The sequence below is a fragment of the Paenibacillus tuaregi genome, from assembly GCF_900086655.1.
Taxonomy (GTDB): domain Bacteria; phylum Bacillota; class Bacilli; order Paenibacillales; family Paenibacillaceae; genus Fontibacillus; species Fontibacillus tuaregi.
Map to the genome: position 1 here is coordinate 501,630 of NZ_LT575476.1, position 19,114 is coordinate 520,743.

20 protein-coding genes and 1 riboswitch are annotated in these 19,114 nt (G+C 50.6%); of the genes, 12 read left to right on the forward strand and 8 right to left on the reverse strand.

What is annotated here, in order from left to right:
• Positions 1 to 16: 16 nt before the first annotated feature.
• The 5 genes from BN6628_RS02520 to BN6628_RS02540 all read left to right on the forward strand — a co-directional run bounded on the left by BN6628_RS02520 (position 17) and on the right by BN6628_RS02540 (position 5,306).
• Positions 17 to 1,516 (forward strand): Na+/H+ antiporter NhaC family protein, encoded by a 1,500-nt coding sequence (locus tag BN6628_RS02520; protein WP_082926761.1) that lies wholly within the window; start codon positions 17 to 19, stop codon positions 1,514 to 1,516.
• Positions 1,517 to 1,534: 18 nt separating this feature from the next.
• Positions 1,535 to 3,094 carry an amidohydrolase gene (locus tag BN6628_RS02525; protein ID WP_068613793.1) on the forward strand — a complete coding sequence of 520 codons (1,560 nt, stop codon included), beginning with the start codon at positions 1,535 to 1,537 and terminating at the stop codon, positions 3,092 to 3,094.
• Positions 3,095 to 3,307: 213 nt separating this feature from the next.
• Positions 3,308 to 3,871, forward strand: a complete 564-nt coding sequence (locus tag BN6628_RS02530; protein ID WP_392397623.1) for a DUF2062 domain-containing protein — start codon at positions 3,308 to 3,310, stop codon at positions 3,869 to 3,871.
• Positions 3,872 to 4,023: 152 nt separating this feature from the next.
• The gene (locus BN6628_RS02535; RefSeq protein WP_068613796.1) at positions 4,024 to 4,548 is read left to right on the forward strand and encodes a hypothetical protein; all 525 of its coding nucleotides are present in this window, start codon (positions 4,024 to 4,026) and stop codon (positions 4,546 to 4,548) included.
• A 2-nt stretch (positions 4,549 to 4,550) separates the two neighbouring features.
• Complete coding sequence (locus tag BN6628_RS02540; RefSeq protein ID WP_068613799.1) at positions 4,551 to 5,306, forward strand: AAA family ATPase; 756 nt, start codon at positions 4,551 to 4,553, stop codon at positions 5,304 to 5,306.
• Here BN6628_RS02540 and BN6628_RS02545 read toward each other — a convergent pair whose 3' ends face one another.
• From BN6628_RS02545 to BN6628_RS02570, 6 genes are all read right to left on the reverse strand, one after another.
• The gene (locus BN6628_RS02545) at positions 5,307 to 6,818 is read right to left on the reverse strand and encodes an alpha/beta hydrolase family protein (protein ID WP_068613802.1); all 1,512 of its coding nucleotides are present in this window, start codon (positions 6,816 to 6,818) and stop codon (positions 5,307 to 5,309) included.
• Positions 6,819 to 7,152: 334 nt separating this feature from the next.
• On the reverse strand, positions 7,153 to 7,941 hold the full coding sequence (locus BN6628_RS02550) for a TatD family hydrolase (RefSeq protein ID WP_089153523.1): 789 nt from the start codon (positions 7,939 to 7,941) through the stop codon (positions 7,153 to 7,155).
• On the reverse strand, positions 7,938 to 8,759 hold the full coding sequence (locus BN6628_RS02555) for an ABC transporter ATP-binding protein (protein WP_068613808.1): 822 nt from the start codon (positions 8,757 to 8,759) through the stop codon (positions 7,938 to 7,940). Before BN6628_RS02555 ends, BN6628_RS02550 begins: the two co-directional genes overlap by 4 nt.
• A gap of 12 nt (positions 8,760 to 8,771) precedes the next feature.
• Positions 8,772 to 9,536, reverse strand: a complete 765-nt coding sequence (locus BN6628_RS02560; RefSeq protein ID WP_068613811.1) for an ABC transporter permease — start codon at positions 9,534 to 9,536, stop codon at positions 8,772 to 8,774.
• Positions 9,533 to 9,826 (reverse strand): thiamine-binding protein, encoded by a 294-nt coding sequence (locus tag BN6628_RS02565; RefSeq protein ID WP_068613814.1) that lies wholly within the window; start codon positions 9,824 to 9,826, stop codon positions 9,533 to 9,535. Before BN6628_RS02565 ends, BN6628_RS02560 begins: the two co-directional genes overlap by 4 nt.
• 22 nt (positions 9,827 to 9,848) lie before the next feature.
• Positions 9,849 to 10,841, reverse strand: a complete 993-nt coding sequence (locus BN6628_RS02570; protein ID WP_068621884.1) for an ABC transporter substrate-binding protein — start codon at positions 10,839 to 10,841, stop codon at positions 9,849 to 9,851.
• Positions 10,842 to 11,055: 214 nt separating this feature from the next.
• A riboswitch (TPP riboswitch) is annotated at positions 11,056 to 11,166 on the reverse strand.
• A gap of 174 nt (positions 11,167 to 11,340) precedes the next feature.
• On the opposite strand from BN6628_RS02570, the gene BN6628_RS02575 reads away from it, so the two are divergent.
• From BN6628_RS02575 to BN6628_RS02590, 4 genes are all read left to right on the forward strand, one after another.
• Positions 11,341 to 11,763: a pyridoxamine 5'-phosphate oxidase family protein gene (locus BN6628_RS02575; RefSeq protein WP_068613817.1), complete on the forward strand. Its 423-nt coding sequence runs from the start codon at positions 11,341 to 11,343 to the stop codon at positions 11,761 to 11,763.
• 197 nt (positions 11,764 to 11,960) lie between these two features.
• The gene (locus BN6628_RS02580; protein ID WP_068613821.1) at positions 11,961 to 13,001 is read left to right on the forward strand and encodes an EAL domain-containing protein; all 1,041 of its coding nucleotides are present in this window, start codon (positions 11,961 to 11,963) and stop codon (positions 12,999 to 13,001) included.
• A 280-nt stretch (positions 13,002 to 13,281) separates the two neighbouring features.
• A complete protein-coding gene (locus BN6628_RS02585; RefSeq protein WP_009223993.1) occupies positions 13,282 to 13,482 on the forward strand; it encodes a cold-shock protein in 201 nt (66 codons plus the stop codon).
• Between the two features lie 88 nt (positions 13,483 to 13,570).
• Positions 13,571 to 13,804 (forward strand): cold-shock protein, encoded by a 234-nt coding sequence (locus tag BN6628_RS02590; protein WP_068613823.1) that lies wholly within the window; start codon positions 13,571 to 13,573, stop codon positions 13,802 to 13,804.
• A gap of 205 nt (positions 13,805 to 14,009) precedes the next feature.
• Here the strand turns inward: BN6628_RS02590 and BN6628_RS02595 are convergent, their stop codons facing one another.
• On the reverse strand, positions 14,010 to 14,399 hold the full coding sequence (locus BN6628_RS02595; protein WP_068613826.1) for a VOC family protein: 390 nt from the start codon (positions 14,397 to 14,399) through the stop codon (positions 14,010 to 14,012).
• 374 nt (positions 14,400 to 14,773) lie between these two features.
• The gene (locus tag BN6628_RS02600) at positions 14,774 to 15,265 is read right to left on the reverse strand and encodes a CcdC family protein (RefSeq protein ID WP_068613829.1); all 492 of its coding nucleotides are present in this window, start codon (positions 15,263 to 15,265) and stop codon (positions 14,774 to 14,776) included.
• A 432-nt stretch (positions 15,266 to 15,697) separates the two neighbouring features.
• On the opposite strand from BN6628_RS02600, the gene BN6628_RS02605 reads away from it, so the two are divergent.
• The 3 genes from BN6628_RS02605 to cysT all read left to right on the forward strand — a co-directional run bounded on the left by BN6628_RS02605 (position 15,698) and on the right by cysT (position 19,072).
• Complete coding sequence (locus BN6628_RS02605; protein WP_068613830.1) at positions 15,698 to 16,771, forward strand: lactonase family protein; 1,074 nt, start codon at positions 15,698 to 15,700, stop codon at positions 16,769 to 16,771.
• Between the two features lie 405 nt (positions 16,772 to 17,176).
• Complete coding sequence (locus tag BN6628_RS02610) at positions 17,177 to 18,208, forward strand: sulfate ABC transporter substrate-binding protein (RefSeq protein WP_068613833.1); 1,032 nt, start codon at positions 17,177 to 17,179, stop codon at positions 18,206 to 18,208.
• Positions 18,209 to 18,241: 33 nt separating this feature from the next.
• Positions 18,242 to 19,072 carry a sulfate ABC transporter permease subunit CysT gene (gene cysT / locus BN6628_RS02615; RefSeq protein ID WP_089153525.1) on the forward strand — a complete coding sequence of 277 codons (831 nt, stop codon included), beginning with the start codon at positions 18,242 to 18,244 and terminating at the stop codon, positions 19,070 to 19,072.
• The last annotated feature ends 42 nt before the right edge of the window (positions 19,073 to 19,114 follow it).

Below are 19,114 nucleotides of genomic sequence, written 5' to 3' on the forward strand. Positions count from 1 at the left end.
GCCAAAAGGGGCGCATATGATGGACAATTCCAAGACGAGAAGGCTCGCTTTCAATAAAAATGCGGTTGTATATTTAGCAATTCTGATTGTATTTATCATCGTAGGCTTGTTTGCGCCGAAGGGTGCGGAAACTTACGGAGCCTGGACTCTGATTCCTCCGGTTCTGATGTTCTTATTCGTGCTTACAACGCGGAAGATTCTTGAGGGATTTCTCTGGGGCAGCATCATGGCTGTGTTTATGAAATATAAAGCACAGACGCTGACCGTCTATAATGACAAGCTGGTTGACCAGCTAAAGGACCCTGATAATCTGTCGCTGATTATTATATTTCTGCTGTTCGGATGTCTGATCGCGATCTTTGAGCGAAGCGGTGTTGCCGCGGCATTTGGCGAGTGGGCCTCGAAGAAGGCTAAAGGCAGCAAGATGGGCCTGTTTATTACGTATTTGATGACTCTTGTTCTTTCTATCGATGATTATTTAAGCGCTCTCACCGTGGGCACCTGTATGACCCCGGTTAACGACAAGTTCAAGACGCCGCGTGAAATGAACGCGTTGGTGCTGAGAACAACAGCCGTACCACCCTGCGCGCTGCATCCGATTGGCTCCTGGTCGATCTTCGTGGCAGGTCTGCTCGTAGCCAACAAGTTTGCCGCGCCGGACCAGGGCATGGCTGAGTATATGAAGATCGTACCGTTCCTGTTCTATCCGATCTTGATCATCATCCTTACGCTGCTGGTGATCATTGGTGTTATTCCGAAATTTGGACCTATGAAGAAGGCTTATGAGCGTGTTGCGGCAGGCGGATCTGTATCCCCTGAGGCAGCAGGAGAAACCGACAGCTCTGTGGAGGCGGCAGATGCCGAAGGGAGTCCTGAGGCTCCCGCAGCCGGGAAGAAGCCGGCAAGAATCATTAACTTCTTCATTCCGATCATTGTGCTGATTGCTTCCACGATTTATTTCGACATGAATATTCAGCTGGGACTTATTACAACAGTCGTGGTTACCGCCATTGTGTTCATCGCCCAAGGTATCTTCAATGCCGAGGAGTATATCGATACGATGATGGTGGGCATGAAGGATATGCTCATGCTTATTATCCTGCTGGTTATTTCATTCGTCGTGAGCAGCTCCGTAGATGAGATTGGTTTCACCAAATACATTGTAGGCATGACGGGAACGATGGTATCAGCACATCTGCTGCCATTTATTATCTTTGCCGTGTTCGCAGTGACCGAATTCCTCGTCTCTCTGAACTGGGCGCTGTACATTATGGCGATCCCGATTATCATTCCGCTGTGTACGGCAACCGGTGCAAACGTATATCTGACGCTGGGCGCTCTGATCTCAGCTGGGATCTGGGGCAGTAACGCGTGCTTCTATTCGGATGCGGGAATTGTCGTTTCGGCTTCAGGTAAGATTGATCTGTACAAGCACGGCATGTCTACGCTGCCGTATGCGATTATCGCGATGGTCTTGTCTGCCGCCGCATTCCTGGTGGCTGGGTTCATATTCTAAATAGGAGCTGACACGGTTATGGAAACTTCAACTTATGCGGATTTTGTTCTAATCTCGAATCATATATTCACCGGTGAAGATGACGCGGTTATTCCAGGATTTGTGGCGGTGAAGAAAGGGCTTGTCACAGCAGTGGGACGGAAGGAAGATCAGGGAGCCTGGGTCGGCCCGGACACGGTCGTCAGGGATTTCGGGGACGGCCTGATTACGGCCGGATTCCATGATAATCATACGTTCTTCACCGGCAGTGTGTTAACTACGCTTGGTGTTGACTTGTCTGCCTGCGGTTCTGTTCAGGAAGCGCTGGACATGCTTGAGCAGGAATCCGGGCGTCACGAGGCGGGTGCGGATTTGTACGGCCATGGCTGGGACGCCTCAGACTGGGAGCAGCAGCCGGCTTCCGAGATTCTGGATGAGCGGTATCCAGACCGTGCCGTTATGCTGTTCAACGCAGACCGGGATTACTGCTGGATGAATACACGGGCGATGGAGAAGTACCACTTCTCGCCGGAAGCATGCAATCCGGAGGCTGTGGCGGAGCTGCTTCAGGAGCTGGTTCGCCGCAAGGACTTCATCAAAGGCAAGTTCACTGAATTCAGCCGTGAGCTGGCCAGCCGGGGAATTACCTCAATCCGGGACATCGCCTTTGATGATTATCTGGGCATGCTGGATGTGCTTGAGGAGCTGAAGGCTGAGGGAAATCTAAAGCTGCGGGTTCATTTCTCCTCCCAGCCGAACGCGCGGCCTGTTGATTTTGACTTTGGCGAAACAGCGTCCCGGAAATATCAAGGGGATTTCATCCGGTTCGAGGGATATAAGCTGATGACTGACGGAATTATTGCGGCGTTCACCGGAGACCTGCTTGAGCCATACACGAACCGTCCGGATACGACCAATCTGAAGCCGGTTGATTACGGAAAAATCCATGATGCTGCACTGGAGGCGGACCGCCGCGGTTTCAAGGTATGCATTCATGCAGAAGGGGATGCCGCCGTGCGTAAAGCGGTGTCGATTCTGGAGGCATGCAGGCAGCAGTCCGGCCGGAAGTTCCGACACTCCATCGCCAATCTGGAGCTCAGCCATCCGGATGACTTGAAGCGAATGGCCGAGCAGGACATCATAGCGGAAGTCTACTCGCAAATCCTGCTGATGAACGATTCTCATGACAGCTCTTATATGAGAGAGTTTGCGGGGGAGGACCGGGAAGGACTGTTCTACAATTACGGATCGATGCAGCGGGCAGGTGTCCGGGTAACGATGGGCACTGATCTGCCGCTGATGTATCCGAACATTCCTGATTCGCTGTATGCGGTATCTGCCCGGTTGTTCCCGGATGGTTCGCCTGACGGCGGATGGTTCAAGGAGAACGGCATGCCTGTGATTGACGTGCTGAAGGCCTGGACACTCCATGCTGCTTATCATCATGGCCTGGAAGATAAAGCGGGCAGTCTTGCGGCGGGCAAATATGCTGACATTGCTGTGCTTGATCGAAATCCGCTGGAAGTACCCGAAGAGGACCTGCGGGGGCTTAAGGTGATTTTTACAATGATGAATGGGGAAATCGTGTTTGAGGCTTGAGTGAGCGGGCTGGCCTCATCAATATAAGCCCGGCTTCAGTACCGGAATATCCGGTTGAGGCCGGGTTTTGTTATGGGGCACCTATAACGCGGGGCCTTCGGGGATGTTGCCGCTCTTATGACAGAACTGTAATCCACCGGATAGGAAGTGCAGCTTCTTCTATGGTATAATCTTTATTATCTCCATAAGGGTTATGGACAGAAGGAGTCTGCCATGAATAAGATGACATCAAATAAGAAGCAAATTCTCAATAAAATATACCGGGCTTTCAAGCTGAATTTCCTTAAGCTGCTCCGTACACCCGGCGGCGTCAAAAAAGTATCTCTCGGATTTTCGATTGGATTCGCTTTGGAGATGATTGTTATCTCTTCCGCTTGTTTGGTGTATCTGATTTTTTACCCTGTAGTTAAGCTTGCAGGCGGCTCGGTCCCGGCTGCGATTATCGGTAATGTAATCGGGAAGCTGACGTTTCTTCCCATTCTGCTGATGCCCTTTGCACGGAAGCTTGGCTCCTGGGTGTATCCGATTCATGGGCCGCGGCACAATAAAGGTATCATCCATGAGGCTTCACTGGTGGATATTTTCAAGGGGGATTTCACGGCTGTAAGGGATATTCTGCACGGGGGGCTTCATATTCTGATCGGTATGAGCATTTTCGGGGCGGTGCTTGGGGTTATCTCCTATTATGTGATTCAATTCTTGTATAACAAGACAGCCCAGCGCCGGCTGGAGAAACGGCGGAGCAGAATACTGTTATATGAACAAATGGGATCGTGAGCGAGGACTCCGATCCTTTTTTTGTCTGTCCTTTTTTGTCGTTGGAACATAATGTAAATTCGAATTCATTCGCGCTATAATAGGGGGGACTTTATCCTGGGCAGCTTTTAATCCCGAGGGTTCTATCGACCTTTCGCACAGGGAGGAAAATGATGAATTTATTAAAAATCAGCCTCGTGCTTCTGTTCATCACATTGCCGCTGTTTGGGTGCAGTGATAGTCCAAGTGCTGCATCTATCTCTATACCGGAGAAGGACCAGGCTTATTTGGCGGATTGGGGTTATGCGGTTAAGGATCGGCTCGGAAGCGACTATAAGTATAAACTGTCCCGGAAGCAGTTGGCTCAGCTGCCGCAGATGATGATTTGGGGGCTGCAACAGGCGGACCCCGCAGAGTATGTCGGTAACGAAGTCACCATCAGGCGATACATCGTAAGCAGCCCGGAACAGGAGTATAAGTTTCGACTCAAGTCTGGGGAGATGTTGACAGCGGCTCTGTTAATTGTCCGGGATAAGATCGTTGGAGGATACATCGCAGCAGGAAGCCAGGGTGAATCGGATAAACCTGTTGGAGATGCACTCTATAGCCTAGATGGCCGGACCGTAGAAGAGGTAACTGGGCAGGATTTCTCCGGGTGGCGTGAAAGCTGGCTGACAAAATACAGCGGGGGTGATTAAGGATGAGCATTTATGAAGCGGATGCGTATGTGAGGAGTGTCAAACTGCTTAGGGACCGGATTCCCAGCACCCGGGAATATCCGTTCAATGTGGGGGCTGTCCGGACGTTGAGCAGCTTGGAGCTTCATCCTAAAGTGACATATATTGTGGGGGAAAACGGAATGGGCAAATCCACCTTGATGGAGGCGGTGGCGGTAGCCTGTGGATTCAATCCCGAGGGGGGAACAAAGAACTTTAACTTCACTACCCAGGCCACCCATTCCCCGCTGCATGAATATATCCGTCTCGTACGTGGGAGGAATAAGCCGAAGGACGGGTTCTTTTTCCGTGCGGAGAGCTATTACAACCTGGCGACGAACATGGATGAGCTGGACAGAGAAGAAGGTAATAGTCCGCCCATCCGGGATTCCTATGGAGGGAAGTCCCTGCATGAGCAGTCCCATGGGGAATCGTTTTTTTCCGCCTTCACCCACCGTTTTGGGGGACGCGGGCTATATATTCTGGACGAGCCTGAAGCTGCGCTGTCCCCGCTGCGGCAGATGGCCATGCTGGCACGGATTCATGAACTGGTACAGAACCATTCCCAGTTTATTATTTCCACGCATTCTCCAATTCTGATGGCCTATCCGGACTCCATCATTTATAACCTGACGGCGGAAGGAATGGAAGTCCGGGCCCTGGAGGAGACGGATCATTATGTTATCATGAAGGAATTTCTGAACAATAAGGACAAAATGATGCGGGAGCTGTTTGACTGATCAGGTCTGGTTCAATTTGCTGAAGGTGGATGAAATGAATTTAACTTCCCTATAATTGGGGTTAGGCCCCGTCAACAGATCTCCCCCTGTGTTCTTCAGATGTTTATCGAAGAAATCCAGAACATAACGGTTCACAATCTCGATGGACCGCTCGCCGTCGATGCTTCCTGTAATCCCTAGCAGCCGCGTAATCAACGGGGAGAACAGCTGCTGATCCATAAAATTGTTGTGCTTGGTGCCCTGCACATAGACCACTTCGCCTCCCTGCCGAACGACATGCTGATAATGTTTGAACATCGCCTTCATATTGTCCACATCCCGCTTGTACTGCCCAGGGGTTGTATCCAGTTCCTTTAGCTCCTGATCGGAGAAATATTGCTTGTCGATCACCCTTTTGTACATGTTGAAGCCCTGATCCGACATCATAAACATAAACGGCTTGTTGAAACCATGTTTGTTCCGGTAATTGAATAGCGAACCATCGAGATCCATTCCCGCCTTGATACGGGGGTCATAGGCAGCATCATAGGAGGCTGCTCCTCCAAGAGAATGTCCGAATACCCCCATATGATTCAGATCGATTTTTCCCTTGAAAATGCTTGGTACGGTGCCTTTATTCATCTTCTCTAGTTGATCCAGCGTAAAAAGAATGTCCTTGGTCCATTCTCCTCCCAGCTTGTCCCTATAAGTGTCCGAAGTATCCAGCATATCCTGCGAAGTGTCCGTATATGTTGTTCTTCCATCCGGAAATACGGTTGCCGCCGTACTATAGGTATGGTCGATGGATGCGACGATATACCCGTGGCTGGCCAGGTTCTCGGCATATGAAGTCTGGTACACCCGGGATGAGCTGAAGCCGTGATTTAGAATAACGAGCGGGTAGGTGCTGTTAATCTTTGCGATGGCCGCATCCTTGTAAGAATTTGAAGGAATATAATTCAGGTGATTAAATAAAAAAGCTGGCATGCCGATGCTCTGCGCAACGGCCTTGATCATTTTGGACCCGCTGGATATGAAAGGCGCTGGGTCACCAGAGACTGCTTCGGCCGGGTACCACAGCTGGACCATCAGCTCTCTTTTTCGGTTTGGATTTCTGTCGGCCGCAAAAATTTCCTGCCTGGATTTATCAATCAGATGGAGCGTCTGTGTGCCGACACTTAGCTGCCCGGTCGGCTCGGGAAGCTGGAAGAAAGGGAACAGCACCATTAAACCACCGGATATAAAGAGAACGGCGGCTAAAATGCTGCTGATTAATGCCGTATGAACAGGCCGCCTCTTTTTAAGAGGGGGCTTTTTATAGTATTGGTATAAGGACAAGGCCGAGAAGAGCAGAACGATGAAATATAGGGGAAGCAAAGGCCAACGATAGCCTTCGGTAAGAAGATGGACTGCAAGTATGGCCAATGATACCCAGCCCGAAAGAGCTTTGATGGATAGCCTTGTTTTGCCAAAGAAGTAGATTATGATGGAAGAAGCGGTACACAGCAAGAGAATCATCTCAAATAATCTCATATTTGCGCCTCCTAGATCAGGTATATCTTATTAGATATCCCGTATTATTCGGCACTTTTTTAAACTGGATATAAACGGAATCTTACACTGTGTATAAATCGGAGATGGCCAGGACTGAAAAGAAGCCGAATAAGTTGAACTATTGAATTACAAGTGTGACAGCCGTGCGAAATGTTCTTCCGATCATAAAGACGAACACTCCGCTCTCCAGAATCATTTCACACGCTTGCCTACTGGTAATTCTCAGGTTCAACTTAAATGGGAATGTGAATACCGGCTTCTATGTAATGTCCAGACAACGTTGATGAAGTTGCCACAGCGAATACGGGAAGTGCTATCCGTAAAACCGGCGGGTGTTCTCATACAGCAGCAGCTCTGCTTCTTCCGCAGTCAGTCCATGGATAGCTCCGTAGGCAGCAGCAACATCCCGGGTCATAGCTGGGTCGGTGATCCGCCCTTGGAACGGTCCCTCGAACGGCCACGGCCCGTCGGTCTCAGCCATCACGAGATGGCGGGGATAGACCCTGGCTAGCTCATTAATCTCCTTCTCATACAGGAGATCGGGGGTGAACGAGATGTAATAGCCTGCGTCCGCCATACGTTTGACGGTATGGGAAGCGCCCTTGAACCAGTGGAAATGCGCTTTGCTGATGCCATGCTTCTCCAGAAGATCGCAGACGAGGTCGGCGTCTTCATATACCGCATGGAGCACTACCGGCTTCCCATGCCGGGCGGCAAAAGCAAGCAGGCTGTCCAGCAGCCGGATGTACGGCTCAAGCTCGAAGGTCTCCCCGCGTTCCAACGCCTCCAGGCGGGAATAGTAGGGGAGGCCGATTTCGCCGACAGCGGTCATGTCGCCTGCGCGTTCTTCCATCCAGGCCAGCAGCTTGCGGATGTCGTCTTCGGCAGGAACCGGCTGCTCGGGATGATGGCCGTACGCAGGGCGGACTACGCCTGGATACTGCCTCGCAAGGGCCTCGTTCTCCCGGCACGATTCCAGGTGCATGGATACCGCGATGACGGATTCAACACCGCTCGTCGCAAGCTCGCTGAGCAGTCTCTTCTGGTCGGGCTCTTCATATATATCCAGGTGAATATGGGCATCGATTAAAGCCTGCATCATCCTACGCTCCCTTCACGCATCTTGCGCTGCTCTTCCCGCATGTAGCCGGTCAGTTCCCGCTTGAGCCGGTTGAAGGCCGGGTCCTCGATCAGCTCCTCCCGGCGCGGCCGGGGGAAGGGAACCTTCACCGAATGCAGGACGGAGGCCGGCCGGCTGGAGAACAAATATACCGTATCGGACAGCAGAAGAGCCTCTTCAATGTTATGGGTGATGAACAGGACGGAGCGTTTGTTCTCCTCCCACATATCCAGCAGCCAGTGCTGCATATCGCTGCGGGTCAAGGCATCCAGTGCACTGAATGGTTCATCCAGGCACATTACTTCCTGGCGGCTGAGCAGTCCCCGCAGGAAGGAGGCCCGCTGCTGCATGCCGCCGGACAGCTTGTGCGGGTAAGCCTGCTCAAAGCCACCGAGGCCGGCCCGGACGAGCCACTTCTTCGCTTCCTGGCGGGCTTCCTTCAGCGGTACGCCGGCGACTTCAAGCGCAAGAATCACATTGTCCTCGATCGTCCGCCACGGGAAGAGCGCAGGCTGCTGCGGCACATAGCTGATATGCCCTTTGCTTCCGGTAACATCGGTCCCTTGCAGCAGAATTTGCCCTTGGTCGGGCTTCTCAAGGCCTCCGACAATATGGAATAAGGTGCTCTTGCCGCTGCCGGAAGGCCCCACGATAGATACAAACTCACCCGGAGCCACGGACAGCGAGACATCTTGGAGAACGGGGAGCTGTTGTTTGCGTTCCCGGAAGCTTTTGTAGATGCCCCGGATTTCCAGCGCGGGAGTGTCTGGCCTTCCTTCTTGGATTGTGACATCGCTCATCTTCATAACTCCTTATTTATTGGTTTGTTCGGGCTTGTAACGGATCAGCCATTTCTCCAGCAGAACAATCAGCGTGAACATCAGGAGACTCAGCAGGACAATAATCATAATGGCCACAAAGATCCGGTCTGTCCTGAAGGATGACTTCTGCATCATCAGATACTGGCCAATGCCTGTGCCGCTCCCAATCCATTCAGCAATAATCGCTCCCATGACACTATAAGTGGAAGCAATCTTAATCCCGGACAAGATGGAGGGAAGCGCGTAGGGCAGTTCCAGCTTGCGGAAAATCTGTCCCCGGCTTGCGCCAATCATACGCATGTAATTCAGCATAATATGGTCGGTTCTGGACAGGCCGTCTATGGCGGCCACCGCCACCGGGAAGAAGCAGACCAGGGTGATGATAATCAGCTTCGGGGTGAGGCCGAAGCCGAACCATACAACAAGCAGCGGAGCCAGCGCGATGGTCGGAATGTTTTGGCTGAGAATAATTAGTGGGTAGAAGGCTGATTTCAATAACGGAATAAAATGAAGGGCAAAAGCAAGAATCAGACCAACCGCCACGCCAATGACCAGCCCTAGAACCGTCAGCTGGAGTGTGGACATCGTCTTCACCCACAGATTCTCTGGATTCACGGCTGCTTCTCTGGCGATGTCGGAAGGAGCCGGGAGCAGCCATTTGTCAATGCCAAGCGTGGAAACCGCCGCCTGCCAGACGATGATAAACAAGATGACCGCCACAAGGGGCGGCCATACAGTTCTAAACCATGCTCTCACGGACGGTATTTCTCCGTCAGCTTATCCATACTCGCTCCTTCCGGCGTGTATAGAATCTTGATCTGGGAAATAATGCTTGGGCTGCCGAACTCGATAACAGCCTCATTCATTTTCTTAACGATATCCAGCAGCTCGTCAAGCTCCCCTTCCATCGTCGTCTCCAAGGCGTTAACCTGATGCTTCACACCGGAGGCTTGAATGACTTCAATTGCCCGGTCCACATAGGGGATCACGTCTTCACCGCCTGGAGTCTTGGGAATAATCTGAACACTGAGCAGCGTATTTGCCATTGTAATCTTCCTTCCTGGTTATTTATTTGGCTGCGGGCAGATAATCGTTCGTATAGGCCTTGTTTACCTCAAGCGGCTTGTCGAGCAGCTTGTGCTCATACATCCAGTCGGAATAGTTCTTCCAGACAGATTCCTTCTGCTCTCCCCAGCGCGGCGCATCATCCTTATAGCGGGGGCTGAGCCATTTCTGGCTGGCCATGACCAGCTTCTCATCCAAGTCCGGCGCGGCCTTCAGCAGAATCTTGGCAGCTTCCTCCGGGTGGTCAATCGCATATTGATATCCTTTTGAAGTGGCGCTCATGAACGCCTTAACCATTTCCGGATCACCCGAGATCACTTTCTCACTGGAGGCAATCACCGGAGTGTAGTAATCGAGCTTCTCGGAGTAGTCCTTAACATACAGCATGTCGAGCGGTTCCCCGCGAAGCTGGGCTTCAATTCCGGTCCAGGCGTAATAAATCCAGGCGAAGTCGATATCCCGCTTCACGGCGGTGAAATAGTCAGCATCCCCCATGTTGATGTTGGTTACTTTGCTGACGTCGGCACCTTGAAGCTCCATTATGGACTTCATTACGGCTTGTTCTACTGGTGAACCCCAGCCGCCGTATTTCTTGCCTTCAAAATCCTTCGGAGACTTGATCTTGCGGTCAACGGGTGCCGCAAAGCCGGACGTATTGTGCTGAATCACAGCCGCCAGGGAGACCAGAGGCACATTTTGCGTTCGGGCCTGGGTAATGCTCTCCTGATAGCTGACACCGAACTCCGCCGCGCCAGAAGCAACCATATTATCCGCAGAGCCGCTTCCCGGCTGAATAATGTCCACATTTAGTCCAGCATCCTTATAGTAACCGAGCTCTTTGGCAACATAGAGCCCTGTATGGTTCGTATTGGGGGTCCAGTCCAGAACCACCTTGATGTTTTTCAGCTTGGCCGGTTCGGTGGGTGTTGCGGTCTTACCGGTGCTGGTGTCCGCATTATCCGTTTGTTTCGAAGCTCCGCAGCCTGCCGCGGTCATCACGATCAGACAGATCAGCAGGAGCAGGCCCCAGGTTTTCTTGTTCAATTGAATCTCTCCTTACCTCAATTTGAATCCCGACTTATTCTCCAACAGCCTAATTAATAACATGAATCTGCATACAGAATTAGAGCGGGGAAGCCGCGTCTAATTCCACATAAATAAAGACAAGGCGCCCTGGACAGGACGCCTTGTATGCGTATGAAAGAATGGGTAACCATACTTTTCTCGTTCCTACGCTGGCATTATCCAGATCAGGTATACGGGTTAGTATCTTTGGGATACACTCTCAGCCGGCCGAATTCCAGCTCCCCGGGTCTATGAAGTTAAGCGGGTGGTACTGCTAGGAGTATTATAGTCCCACCCCCGCGATCTTGTAAAGGAAGGAAGACGGTTCAGCGGGCTGGGAACAGGGTACACTAACGTTGTGTGGTGTATGGATGAAGCTTCCATAGTTATGCCATGTCTTTAATTTACTAAAGAAAGGGAGCAGACAATCGTGGATCGTCAGCAGTTGGAATCGAAGATCGAACAGGCATTACAGGCTAACAAATTTGGTTCACTGGCAACCGTTGAGAACGGTGGCCCCAAGGTTCGTTATATGGCCATCTACCATGAGGGACTCAGCATATATTTGGCTACTGACCGAAAGACACACAAGGTGGAGGAGCTTAAGAATAACCCGAAGGCGGCCCTCCTGTTAGGCTATGAGCAGGGAGGAACGGGGGACGTGGTGGAGATTGAAGGGGAGGCATCGGTAAGTGATGCTCAGGACTTAAAGTCAAAGGTATGGAGGGACGACTTCAAGCCTTATCTTAGCGGACCTGATGATCCTGATTATGTGGTGATTAAGCTTACTCCATCCAGGATTGAATTTGCAGCCAAGGGTTCGGACAGACAGGTATGGACAGCGGACAAGTAATACACATAAGATCCATCAAGCCCGGGACAATCTCCGGGCTTTTCTTATGTTCTAGCACTGATGCACTAGCCTTGAAAAAGGAGGACTCCGTTCTTAGATTACCTACGAAAAATAGTTGTCAAGACCTAGGTATTATGTCCTGTGCGTGATATAATGAACTCGACATAATTCGGCAAAAAGTGCCAAGGGGGATTCTTATGATCTGTAGCAGCTGCAGCGTTCAGGGGCCAATTGAGGATAAGGGAGTCATTTCACTGCGCCCGGCATCAGCCGAGCTCGTTTCGTTGTTAAGACAAGACGGGTTCACCCCGATCTGTGATCCGGATGCCTGCCGGGTGTCATACTGCTCAAGAGCCGAACTGCTTCAGCTGCTTCAGTCTGTACGCCGGTCTGCGCTGGCGGACAAGACAGAAGTTTACGTGAACATTGAAGGTTCTAGTAAGCAGAGTGACCGTTGGGTATGGGCATCCTTGCCTCAAATGGAGGCTCGCTTCAAACATAATGATGTCGTTGATATTATTGTCGGTAAGCGATTCACCAGTCATATGCAGCCCATCGTAAGTGCTGCGGAAGAGGTGATTGGCTTTGAATTTCTCCTACGTCCTTCGCAAATCCAGTATCCATTCAATCCGTTCGAGCTGTTCGAGATTGCGCGGGAGGCTGGTCTTCATTCCTTTCTTGACCGGGCCGCCCGTATCTCAGCCATTGAGCTGAGCGCGCAGTATCTTCCCCACGGCTTAAAAAGATTCATCAATTTTCTTCCGTCCTCCATCTATAATCCAAAATACTGTCTTACCCATACCTTTGCAGCAATCGAGAGGCTCTTGCTGAATCCAGCTGACTTTGTGTTTGAAGTAGTGGAGACAGAGCAGATTCATAATATGACGAACCTGCTGGACATTTTCACCGAATATAGGAGAAACGGGATTTCGGTAGCTCTGGACGATGTAGGGTCCGGTTATTCCACACTGGAAGAAATGACCCGCCTTAAACCGGATTACGTTAAGATTGACCGGGGGCTGGTCAATGGCTGCAGCCAAGATCGCCGCAAACAGCAGGAGATCCTGAACATCATTGAGAGGGCCCGGGATTTTGGCGGTCAGGTGCTTGCTGAAGGAATTGAAGAACGTGAAGATTTTGAGTTCTGCTGTACTTATGGCGCCTCGCTCGCCCAGGGATATCTGTTCGGCAGACCGATGCCGCAGCCCCCGCAGAAGCTGATGCCCAGCTCTGCCTAATCAACGGAGATTCCAGCCGTATGGATAGGATAATCGCACTTCGCTGAAGGGCTCTGAAGAGGAGCCTTTTTATTTCCAGTTTTACCATAAGGTGCGGGTGATTATTTGCTTTTTGCTGGAAAAAGGATTATAATTAGGTTAAGTTAAGTCTTGAAGCGATATTCTCATATTGAAAAGAGTGTCACTTGCTACGGTTGGAACTTTTTTCAATGTGTGAATTTTTTTTTACGGAAAAAAGGAGCATATTAATTTTTTTCTACTTTTAGGGAGGCTACCCCAAATGGAAACAGGTACAGTTAAATGGTTTAATGCTGAGAAAGGCTTTGGCTTCATCGAAGTTGAAGGCGGCAACGATGTATTCGTGCATTTCAGCGCTATTACTGGCGAAGGCTTCAAGACGCTTGACGAAGGACAGCGCGTACAATTCAACGTTGTACAAGGCAACCGTGGACCGCAAGCTGAAAACGTTGTAAAACTGTAACGCAAACCATACTGCCCTTAACGTGTGCGTTGAGGGCAGTTTTTTCTTTTTTTCTTGAGAGGTAGGAAGGAATAAAAGGAGGATAATCATGAATTATCGGAAGAAAACGTTAGAAGAAATTCCTGAGGAGATCACGCCGATTTGGTCCTGTACCAATGATAGTTGCAACGGATGGATGAGGGATAATTTTGCGTTTGACTATACTCCTGCTTGCCCTCTATGTTCGTCTGAGATGGAGAAGAGCACTAAGATGCTTCCCCAACTCGTAAACAACAATGCTGATATGAAATCCCTCAAGAAGGGTGTTCAGATCGATCAATAGGTTATCGTGTGAACACAGCAAGGGGCCGTCAAGAGACGGCCCCTGTTTTTGTGGAGTCCGGTTTGTGTTCAAACGCTTCGAGAGCGAACGTTGCTCCATCGCAGACATGAACGAGACCTGTCAAGCAGTTGGTTTTGGATTTCTTGAAAACATTCCGCAGAGCCACCTCGTCCGCGTATTTTAATGTTGTCTCTGTAACTACAGGTTAACTGCGCTGGAACAGCTCAATCCATTCTCGTTCAGGTCCATAAATAAAGAAGTAACGGTGTCCGTTGGGTAGAGTTGTTATTTCTGTATCAATAAATTCAACACCGTCGATCGCCTGAATTCTCCGAAACTCCTCTTCAATATCAGACACAGTGATTGCAAAATGGTGCACGGTTGCCTCCGAAGGCAACTTGTCGCTATAGCCCTGGATAAGCTCAATTTCGGTCTCCTCACTTCCTCCATAGCCGAGGAAAGCAAGTTTAAATACCCCGTTCGTATGGAGTAAAGTGCCCTTTAGCTCCAGCCCCAGCACACTCGTATAGAAACGGGTGGAAGTCTCAATATCCCGCACCACGATTCCAACGTGATCAATTCTCCGTTGTCTCATATGTATCCTCCTCCTTGAGCCTATAAATTAATAACGATTATGAGAGCGTGAAAGCTTACCTGTCAAGTAGGGATAATCAGATAAGTTTTCCGGTAACCTCTATATACTAGGAGGCGGCTTCTTTTGCCCTGATTTGTTTGTTGTTGGGTGGGGGATTTCGCTAGAGCCGCGGAGAGGCGAACGACCCGCGGCCAAGCGCTAGCGTTCGCCTTTGGTTTTGGGTTTCATCCGCTGGAACTAATTCGAGAAATCGGAAACCAACAGCGATGGAAGTGGGCGTTCGTCCTCGGAGCCTTTTCGAACACAAACAAAACTCATAAACACAGAGCAAGGGGCTATCCATTTAAGGATAACCCCTTGTTTGTATCTATCCGTTACTCCACAGGGATTCGATCCTTGAGGAGGGTCTGATAATGTTTCCACATGAACAAGCGCCAGCGCGTAATCATTCCATAAGCAAGAAGGAAGAAAAGCGCGCCTGTCTGCGGCACCGAGACGTATTGTTCAATAAATTCGTGAAGAAGCATACGGACCGCCAGCAGGCCGAGCAGGACAACGATGAAGCTCCGCGAACGCTGGGCGTACACTTGATCCTCAATAACCTCAAATTTGGTGCTGCGGATGAGTGGGTAAGAGAACAGCAGCCAGCCGACAGCAAATGCCGCAATCCCCCACAGCCAAGGAATCCGGACGGCCGGTACAATGAACATGAAGAAACCGGTGGTCATGCCAACCGGAGGCATGATGATCTTCTTAACTGTAACCGGCCGCTTACTGGCCTTAAGCCGGATGAATATAGTTAACAGGGCCATGATTAAAGTGCCCACTGTAGCAGCAATTTGTAAGTATGAAGGACTGAGTTGCATAAATTCAGGCCCCTTTCTCTTTTGGCAAGCTCATGTCTTTATATTATATCACAATCCTATGCTGGGATTGAACTATAAGGAGCCCGGATCATTTCTGATTACTGAGGTTGAGCGGCTTCCGACAGGCCAATCCGCTCATCTGTAGAGGCTTGACTGGCAGGAACTTATGAGGAAAGGGCAATTTTCGGGTATATACATTAAGCGGGCAGAAACAAAGACCAGTCCGCCCTAAAGATCAGCTGCACAGCGGAAGGCGGGCAGCATTTGCGTTTTACTGTAAAAAATAACCTTCTTATATTACAATCACAGAAGGACCTCATGACCAACGCAGGGAAAGCCCGGGGCGGACCAACTGGGACAGGAGACGTTATAAGAGTATTAATACCCTTGTAGAGTAGTCGAATTTATGTACAAAAAGGAGACTTGAGAAGCATGGCGATTCAGGCGAATGGAAACGAGATTTTGCTGTATGTAGGAAGCTATTCCTCAGCAGAGGATGGCGGAATTCACTTGGTGGCCCTGGACAAGGAGAGCGGGGAGCTTCGTCTGGTCCACAGCACAGACGGGATTGAGAACCCTTCTTTTGTCGTGGTCAATGAGGAAGGAACGCGGCTCTATGCCGTTGGTGAAATGGAGGAAGGCCAGATTGCAGCTTATGAAATCGACCAGCAGGATGGACGGCTTCGCGAGCTTAACCGTGAAACAACGGGCGGCCACTCCCCATGTTACATATGCCATGTTCCAGGTGAGGAATCGCAGCTGTATCTGGTCAACTACGGGAGTGCGGAGATCAGCAGCTATCATCTGGATCGAAACGGAGCGATTAAGGAACTGGCTTCCCGGGTCAAGCACGTAGGCAGTGGGCACCGGGAAGACCGTCAGGAAGCGGCCCATGCCCATTCGGTGGTTGTAGACCCCAGCGGCAGATTCGCGTATGTATCGGATTTGGGGCTCGATCAAATTGTGATCTACCGCATTGAGGATGGCAAGCTGGTCACTCATAAGGAAATTAAACTTCCGCCAGGTGCTGGTCCTAGGCATTTTAAGATTCACCAAACCGGAAAGTGGGCTTATGGAATTAACGAGCTCAATAATACCGTCACGGTATACTCTCTGAATGAGGCTGGCGGTGATCTGGAGATTCTCCAACACATTTCAGCCGTCCCCGAGGACTTCAGCGGCGAGTCTACCACGGCAGAGGTGGGCATTTCACCTTGCGGGAAATATCTGTATGGTTCCAACCGCGGACACGACAGTATTGTGCGCTACCGGATCGATCAGGAAACCGGCCAACTGTCCGATCCCCAGTGGGTATCCAGCGGGGGAGAAATTCCGCGTCACTTCCTCGTTGTCAAAGGCGGCCATCTGATCGCCGCACATCAGAACAGCAACAACCTTGTCAGCTTCCGCCTGGATTCTGAGACCGGTATTCCTAAAAAGACCGGGTATGAGCTTCGCTTAAGCAAGCCGGTGTGTGTGGCTCTCGCGAACAATCCCCAAGTTTAAGCGGCTTTAATTGGCCGCATGGAATTATGGCTTTTGATGTGAAGGTGAATTATAAAAAACACAGTCAGGACAAATTCTGGCTGTGTTTTTTTGCTGTAGGAGAAAACCTGAAAATATTTTAGCGGATTGACGCAAAAAAGGTTTGACAATGAATGTGTAATGCAATTACAATTACAAACATAACTTACTAAACAGGTAGGAATAATTAAATTAGGTTCTCACCGTACGAACGGAGGAACGCTCTAATGGCCTTGCAGGCACGGGCAGTCGCTCGGTTTGACTTATGGCAAAGAGCGTTTCTTTGTCGTTCATATAACTATCATGAATGGGCAAGGTGACGCGGGTCGAGGTCATTTTTTAGTAGAGAAGAATACAAGATTACCGAACTAAAGGGGAGTGATGGGATTGAAAAAGGCTCTGAAGAAGGGGATTGTTGTAAGTCTGGTCTTGGCTATGTCTATGGTGACAGCCGCCTGCGGCTCAAGCTCAGGCAAGGGCTCGGATACTGTGGAATTAATGAACGTGTCTTATGATCCGACCCGTGAGCTGTATGAGAACTATAACAAGGCATTCTCTGCCTATTGGGAGAAGGAGAAGGGCCAGAAGGTTACGATTAAGCAGTCACATGGCGGCTCAGGCAAGCAAAGCCGGGCGGTAATCGATGGCCTGAAGGCCGATGTGGTTACATTGGCCCTCGGATATGACATTGATGCGATTCAGAAGAAGGGCTTGATTAAAGAGGGCTGGCAGACCAAGTTCGAGAAGAACAGTTCGCCTTATACTTCTACGATCGTCTTTCTGGTGCGTAAAGGCAACCCGAAAGGGATTAAGGACTGGAACGATCTGATTAAAGGTGACGTCAAGGTGATCACGCCGAATCCTAAGACTTCAGGCGGGGCGCGCTGGAACTACCTGGCTGCATGGGGTTATGCCCTGCATCACAACAACAATGACACGAACAAAGCGAAGGAGTTCGTCCAGGAGCTGTTCAAGCATGTGCCTGTTCTGGATACGGGAGCCCGCGGGGCAACGACAACATTCGTGGAACGCGGAATCGGCGACGTGCTGATCGCGTGGGAGAATGAGGCCCTGTTATCGATCAAGGAGCTTGGTCCTGACAAGCTGGATATCGTGTACCCGTCGGAGAGTATTCTAGCGGAGCCGCCGGTTGCCGTGGTTGACACCAACGTGGATAAGAAGGGAACCCGTGAAGTGGCCGAAGCTTATCTCAAATATTTGTACTCTGAGGAAGGTCAGACCATTGCAGCAGAGAATTTCTACCGTCCGACGCTGGAGAGTGTGAAGGAGAAATTCAAGAACAACTTCAAAGACCTGAAGCTCTTCTCTATTGATGAATTTGGCGGATGGGCCAAGGCACAACAGGAGCACTTTAGCGATGGGGGCGTATTTGACCAAATTTACGTGCCCAGCAAATAATACCGACCGGACAACGGAGGGGATGAAACGATCATGAAGACGATAGCTGCCAAACGGGGAGTGCTTCCCGGCTTTGGGCTCACTATGGGTTATACTGTGCTTTATCTCAGCTTGGTGGTCTTGATTCCACTATCAGCCCTGCTGTTGAACTCTACGGGACTAACCTGGGGGAAGTTCTGGGATATTGCCACAGACGCCAGAGTGCTGGCCTCATTTAAAGTCAGCTTCCTGACAGCTGCGGCTGCGGGACTGATTGATGCTGTGCTAGGCCTGCTTCTGGCCTGGGTGCTGGTTCGATACGACTTTCCGGGCAAAAACATATTTGACGCTATGATTGACCTTCCTTTCGCGCTGCCAACGGCCGTAGCCGGAGTTTCGCTGACCGCGATCTACTCCGACAAAGGCTGGATCGGCTCCCTCTTAGAGCCGCTGGGAATTCAAGTGGCCTATACGCCGATCGGCATCACGCTTGCGTTAATGTTCATTGGAATTCCGTTTGTAGTAAGAACGGTTCAGCCAGTTCTTCAGGATCTGGAGGCCGAGGTGGAAGAAGCCGCAGCCACGCTGGGGTCTGGAAGGGTGAGAACCTTTATGTCCGTGATCCTTCCGCAGCTGTACCCGGCTCTGCTGACCGGGTTCGCTCTGGCCTTCTCCCGGGGTATCGGTGAGTACGGCTCGGTGGTGTTCATATCGGGGAATATGCCGATGAAGACCGAGATTGCCCCGCTCTTGATCATGTCGAAGCTGGAACAGTTCGATTATGCGGGAGCCACTGCCGTAGCTCTGCTGCTGCTGTTCATCTCGTTCCTGCTGCTGCTTATCATCAATACGCTGCAGCATCGGCTTCGTAAAACCGCACGTTAACCGCAAACGGACTAGGTGTATAGTCGTCCAAGAGAGGGCAGG

Coding starts and splice junctions, on each gene's coding strand:
- BN6628_RS02605 (WP_068613830.1), top strand. CDS start 15,698: ATGGCGATTCAGGCGAATGGAAACGAGATTTTGCTGTATGTAGGAAGC.
- BN6628_RS02540 (WP_068613799.1), top strand. CDS start 4,551: ATGAGCATTTATGAAGCGGATGCGTATGTGAGGAGTGTCAAACTGCTT.
- BN6628_RS02555 (WP_068613808.1), bottom strand. CDS start 8,759: ATGAGCGATGTCACAATCCAAGAAGGAAGGCCAGACACTCCCGCGCTG.
- BN6628_RS02585 (WP_009223993.1), top strand. CDS start 13,282: ATGGAAACAGGTACAGTTAAATGGTTTAATGCTGAGAAAGGCTTTGGC.
- BN6628_RS02520 (WP_082926761.1), top strand. CDS start 17: ATGATGGACAATTCCAAGACGAGAAGGCTCGCTTTCAATAAAAATGCG.
- BN6628_RS02570 (WP_068621884.1), bottom strand. CDS start 10,841: ATGACCGCGGCAGGCTGCGGAGCTTCGAAACAAACGGATAATGCGGAC.
- BN6628_RS02545 (WP_068613802.1), bottom strand. CDS start 6,818: ATGAGATTATTTGAGATGATTCTCTTGCTGTGTACCGCTTCTTCCATC.
- BN6628_RS02580 (WP_068613821.1), top strand. CDS start 11,961: ATGATCTGTAGCAGCTGCAGCGTTCAGGGGCCAATTGAGGATAAGGGA.
- BN6628_RS02530 (WP_392397623.1), top strand. CDS start 3,308: ATGAATAAGATGACATCAAATAAGAAGCAAATTCTCAATAAAATATAC.
- BN6628_RS02525 (WP_068613793.1), top strand. CDS start 1,535: ATGGAAACTTCAACTTATGCGGATTTTGTTCTAATCTCGAATCATATA.
- BN6628_RS02535 (WP_068613796.1), top strand. CDS start 4,024: ATGAATTTATTAAAAATCAGCCTCGTGCTTCTGTTCATCACATTGCCG.
- BN6628_RS02565 (WP_068613814.1), bottom strand. CDS start 9,826: ATGGCAAATACGCTGCTCAGTGTTCAGATTATTCCCAAGACTCCAGGC.
- BN6628_RS02550 (WP_089153523.1), bottom strand. CDS start 7,941: ATGATGCAGGCTTTAATCGATGCCCATATTCACCTGGATATATATGAA.
- cysT (WP_089153525.1), top strand. CDS start 18,242: ATGAAGACGATAGCTGCCAAACGGGGAGTGCTTCCCGGCTTTGGGCTC.
- BN6628_RS02595 (WP_068613826.1), bottom strand. CDS start 14,399: ATGAGACAACGGAGAATTGATCACGTTGGAATCGTGGTGCGGGATATT.
- BN6628_RS02600 (WP_068613829.1), bottom strand. CDS start 15,265: ATGCAACTCAGTCCTTCATACTTACAAATTGCTGCTACAGTGGGCACT.
- BN6628_RS02590 (WP_068613823.1), top strand. CDS start 13,571: ATGAATTATCGGAAGAAAACGTTAGAAGAAATTCCTGAGGAGATCACG.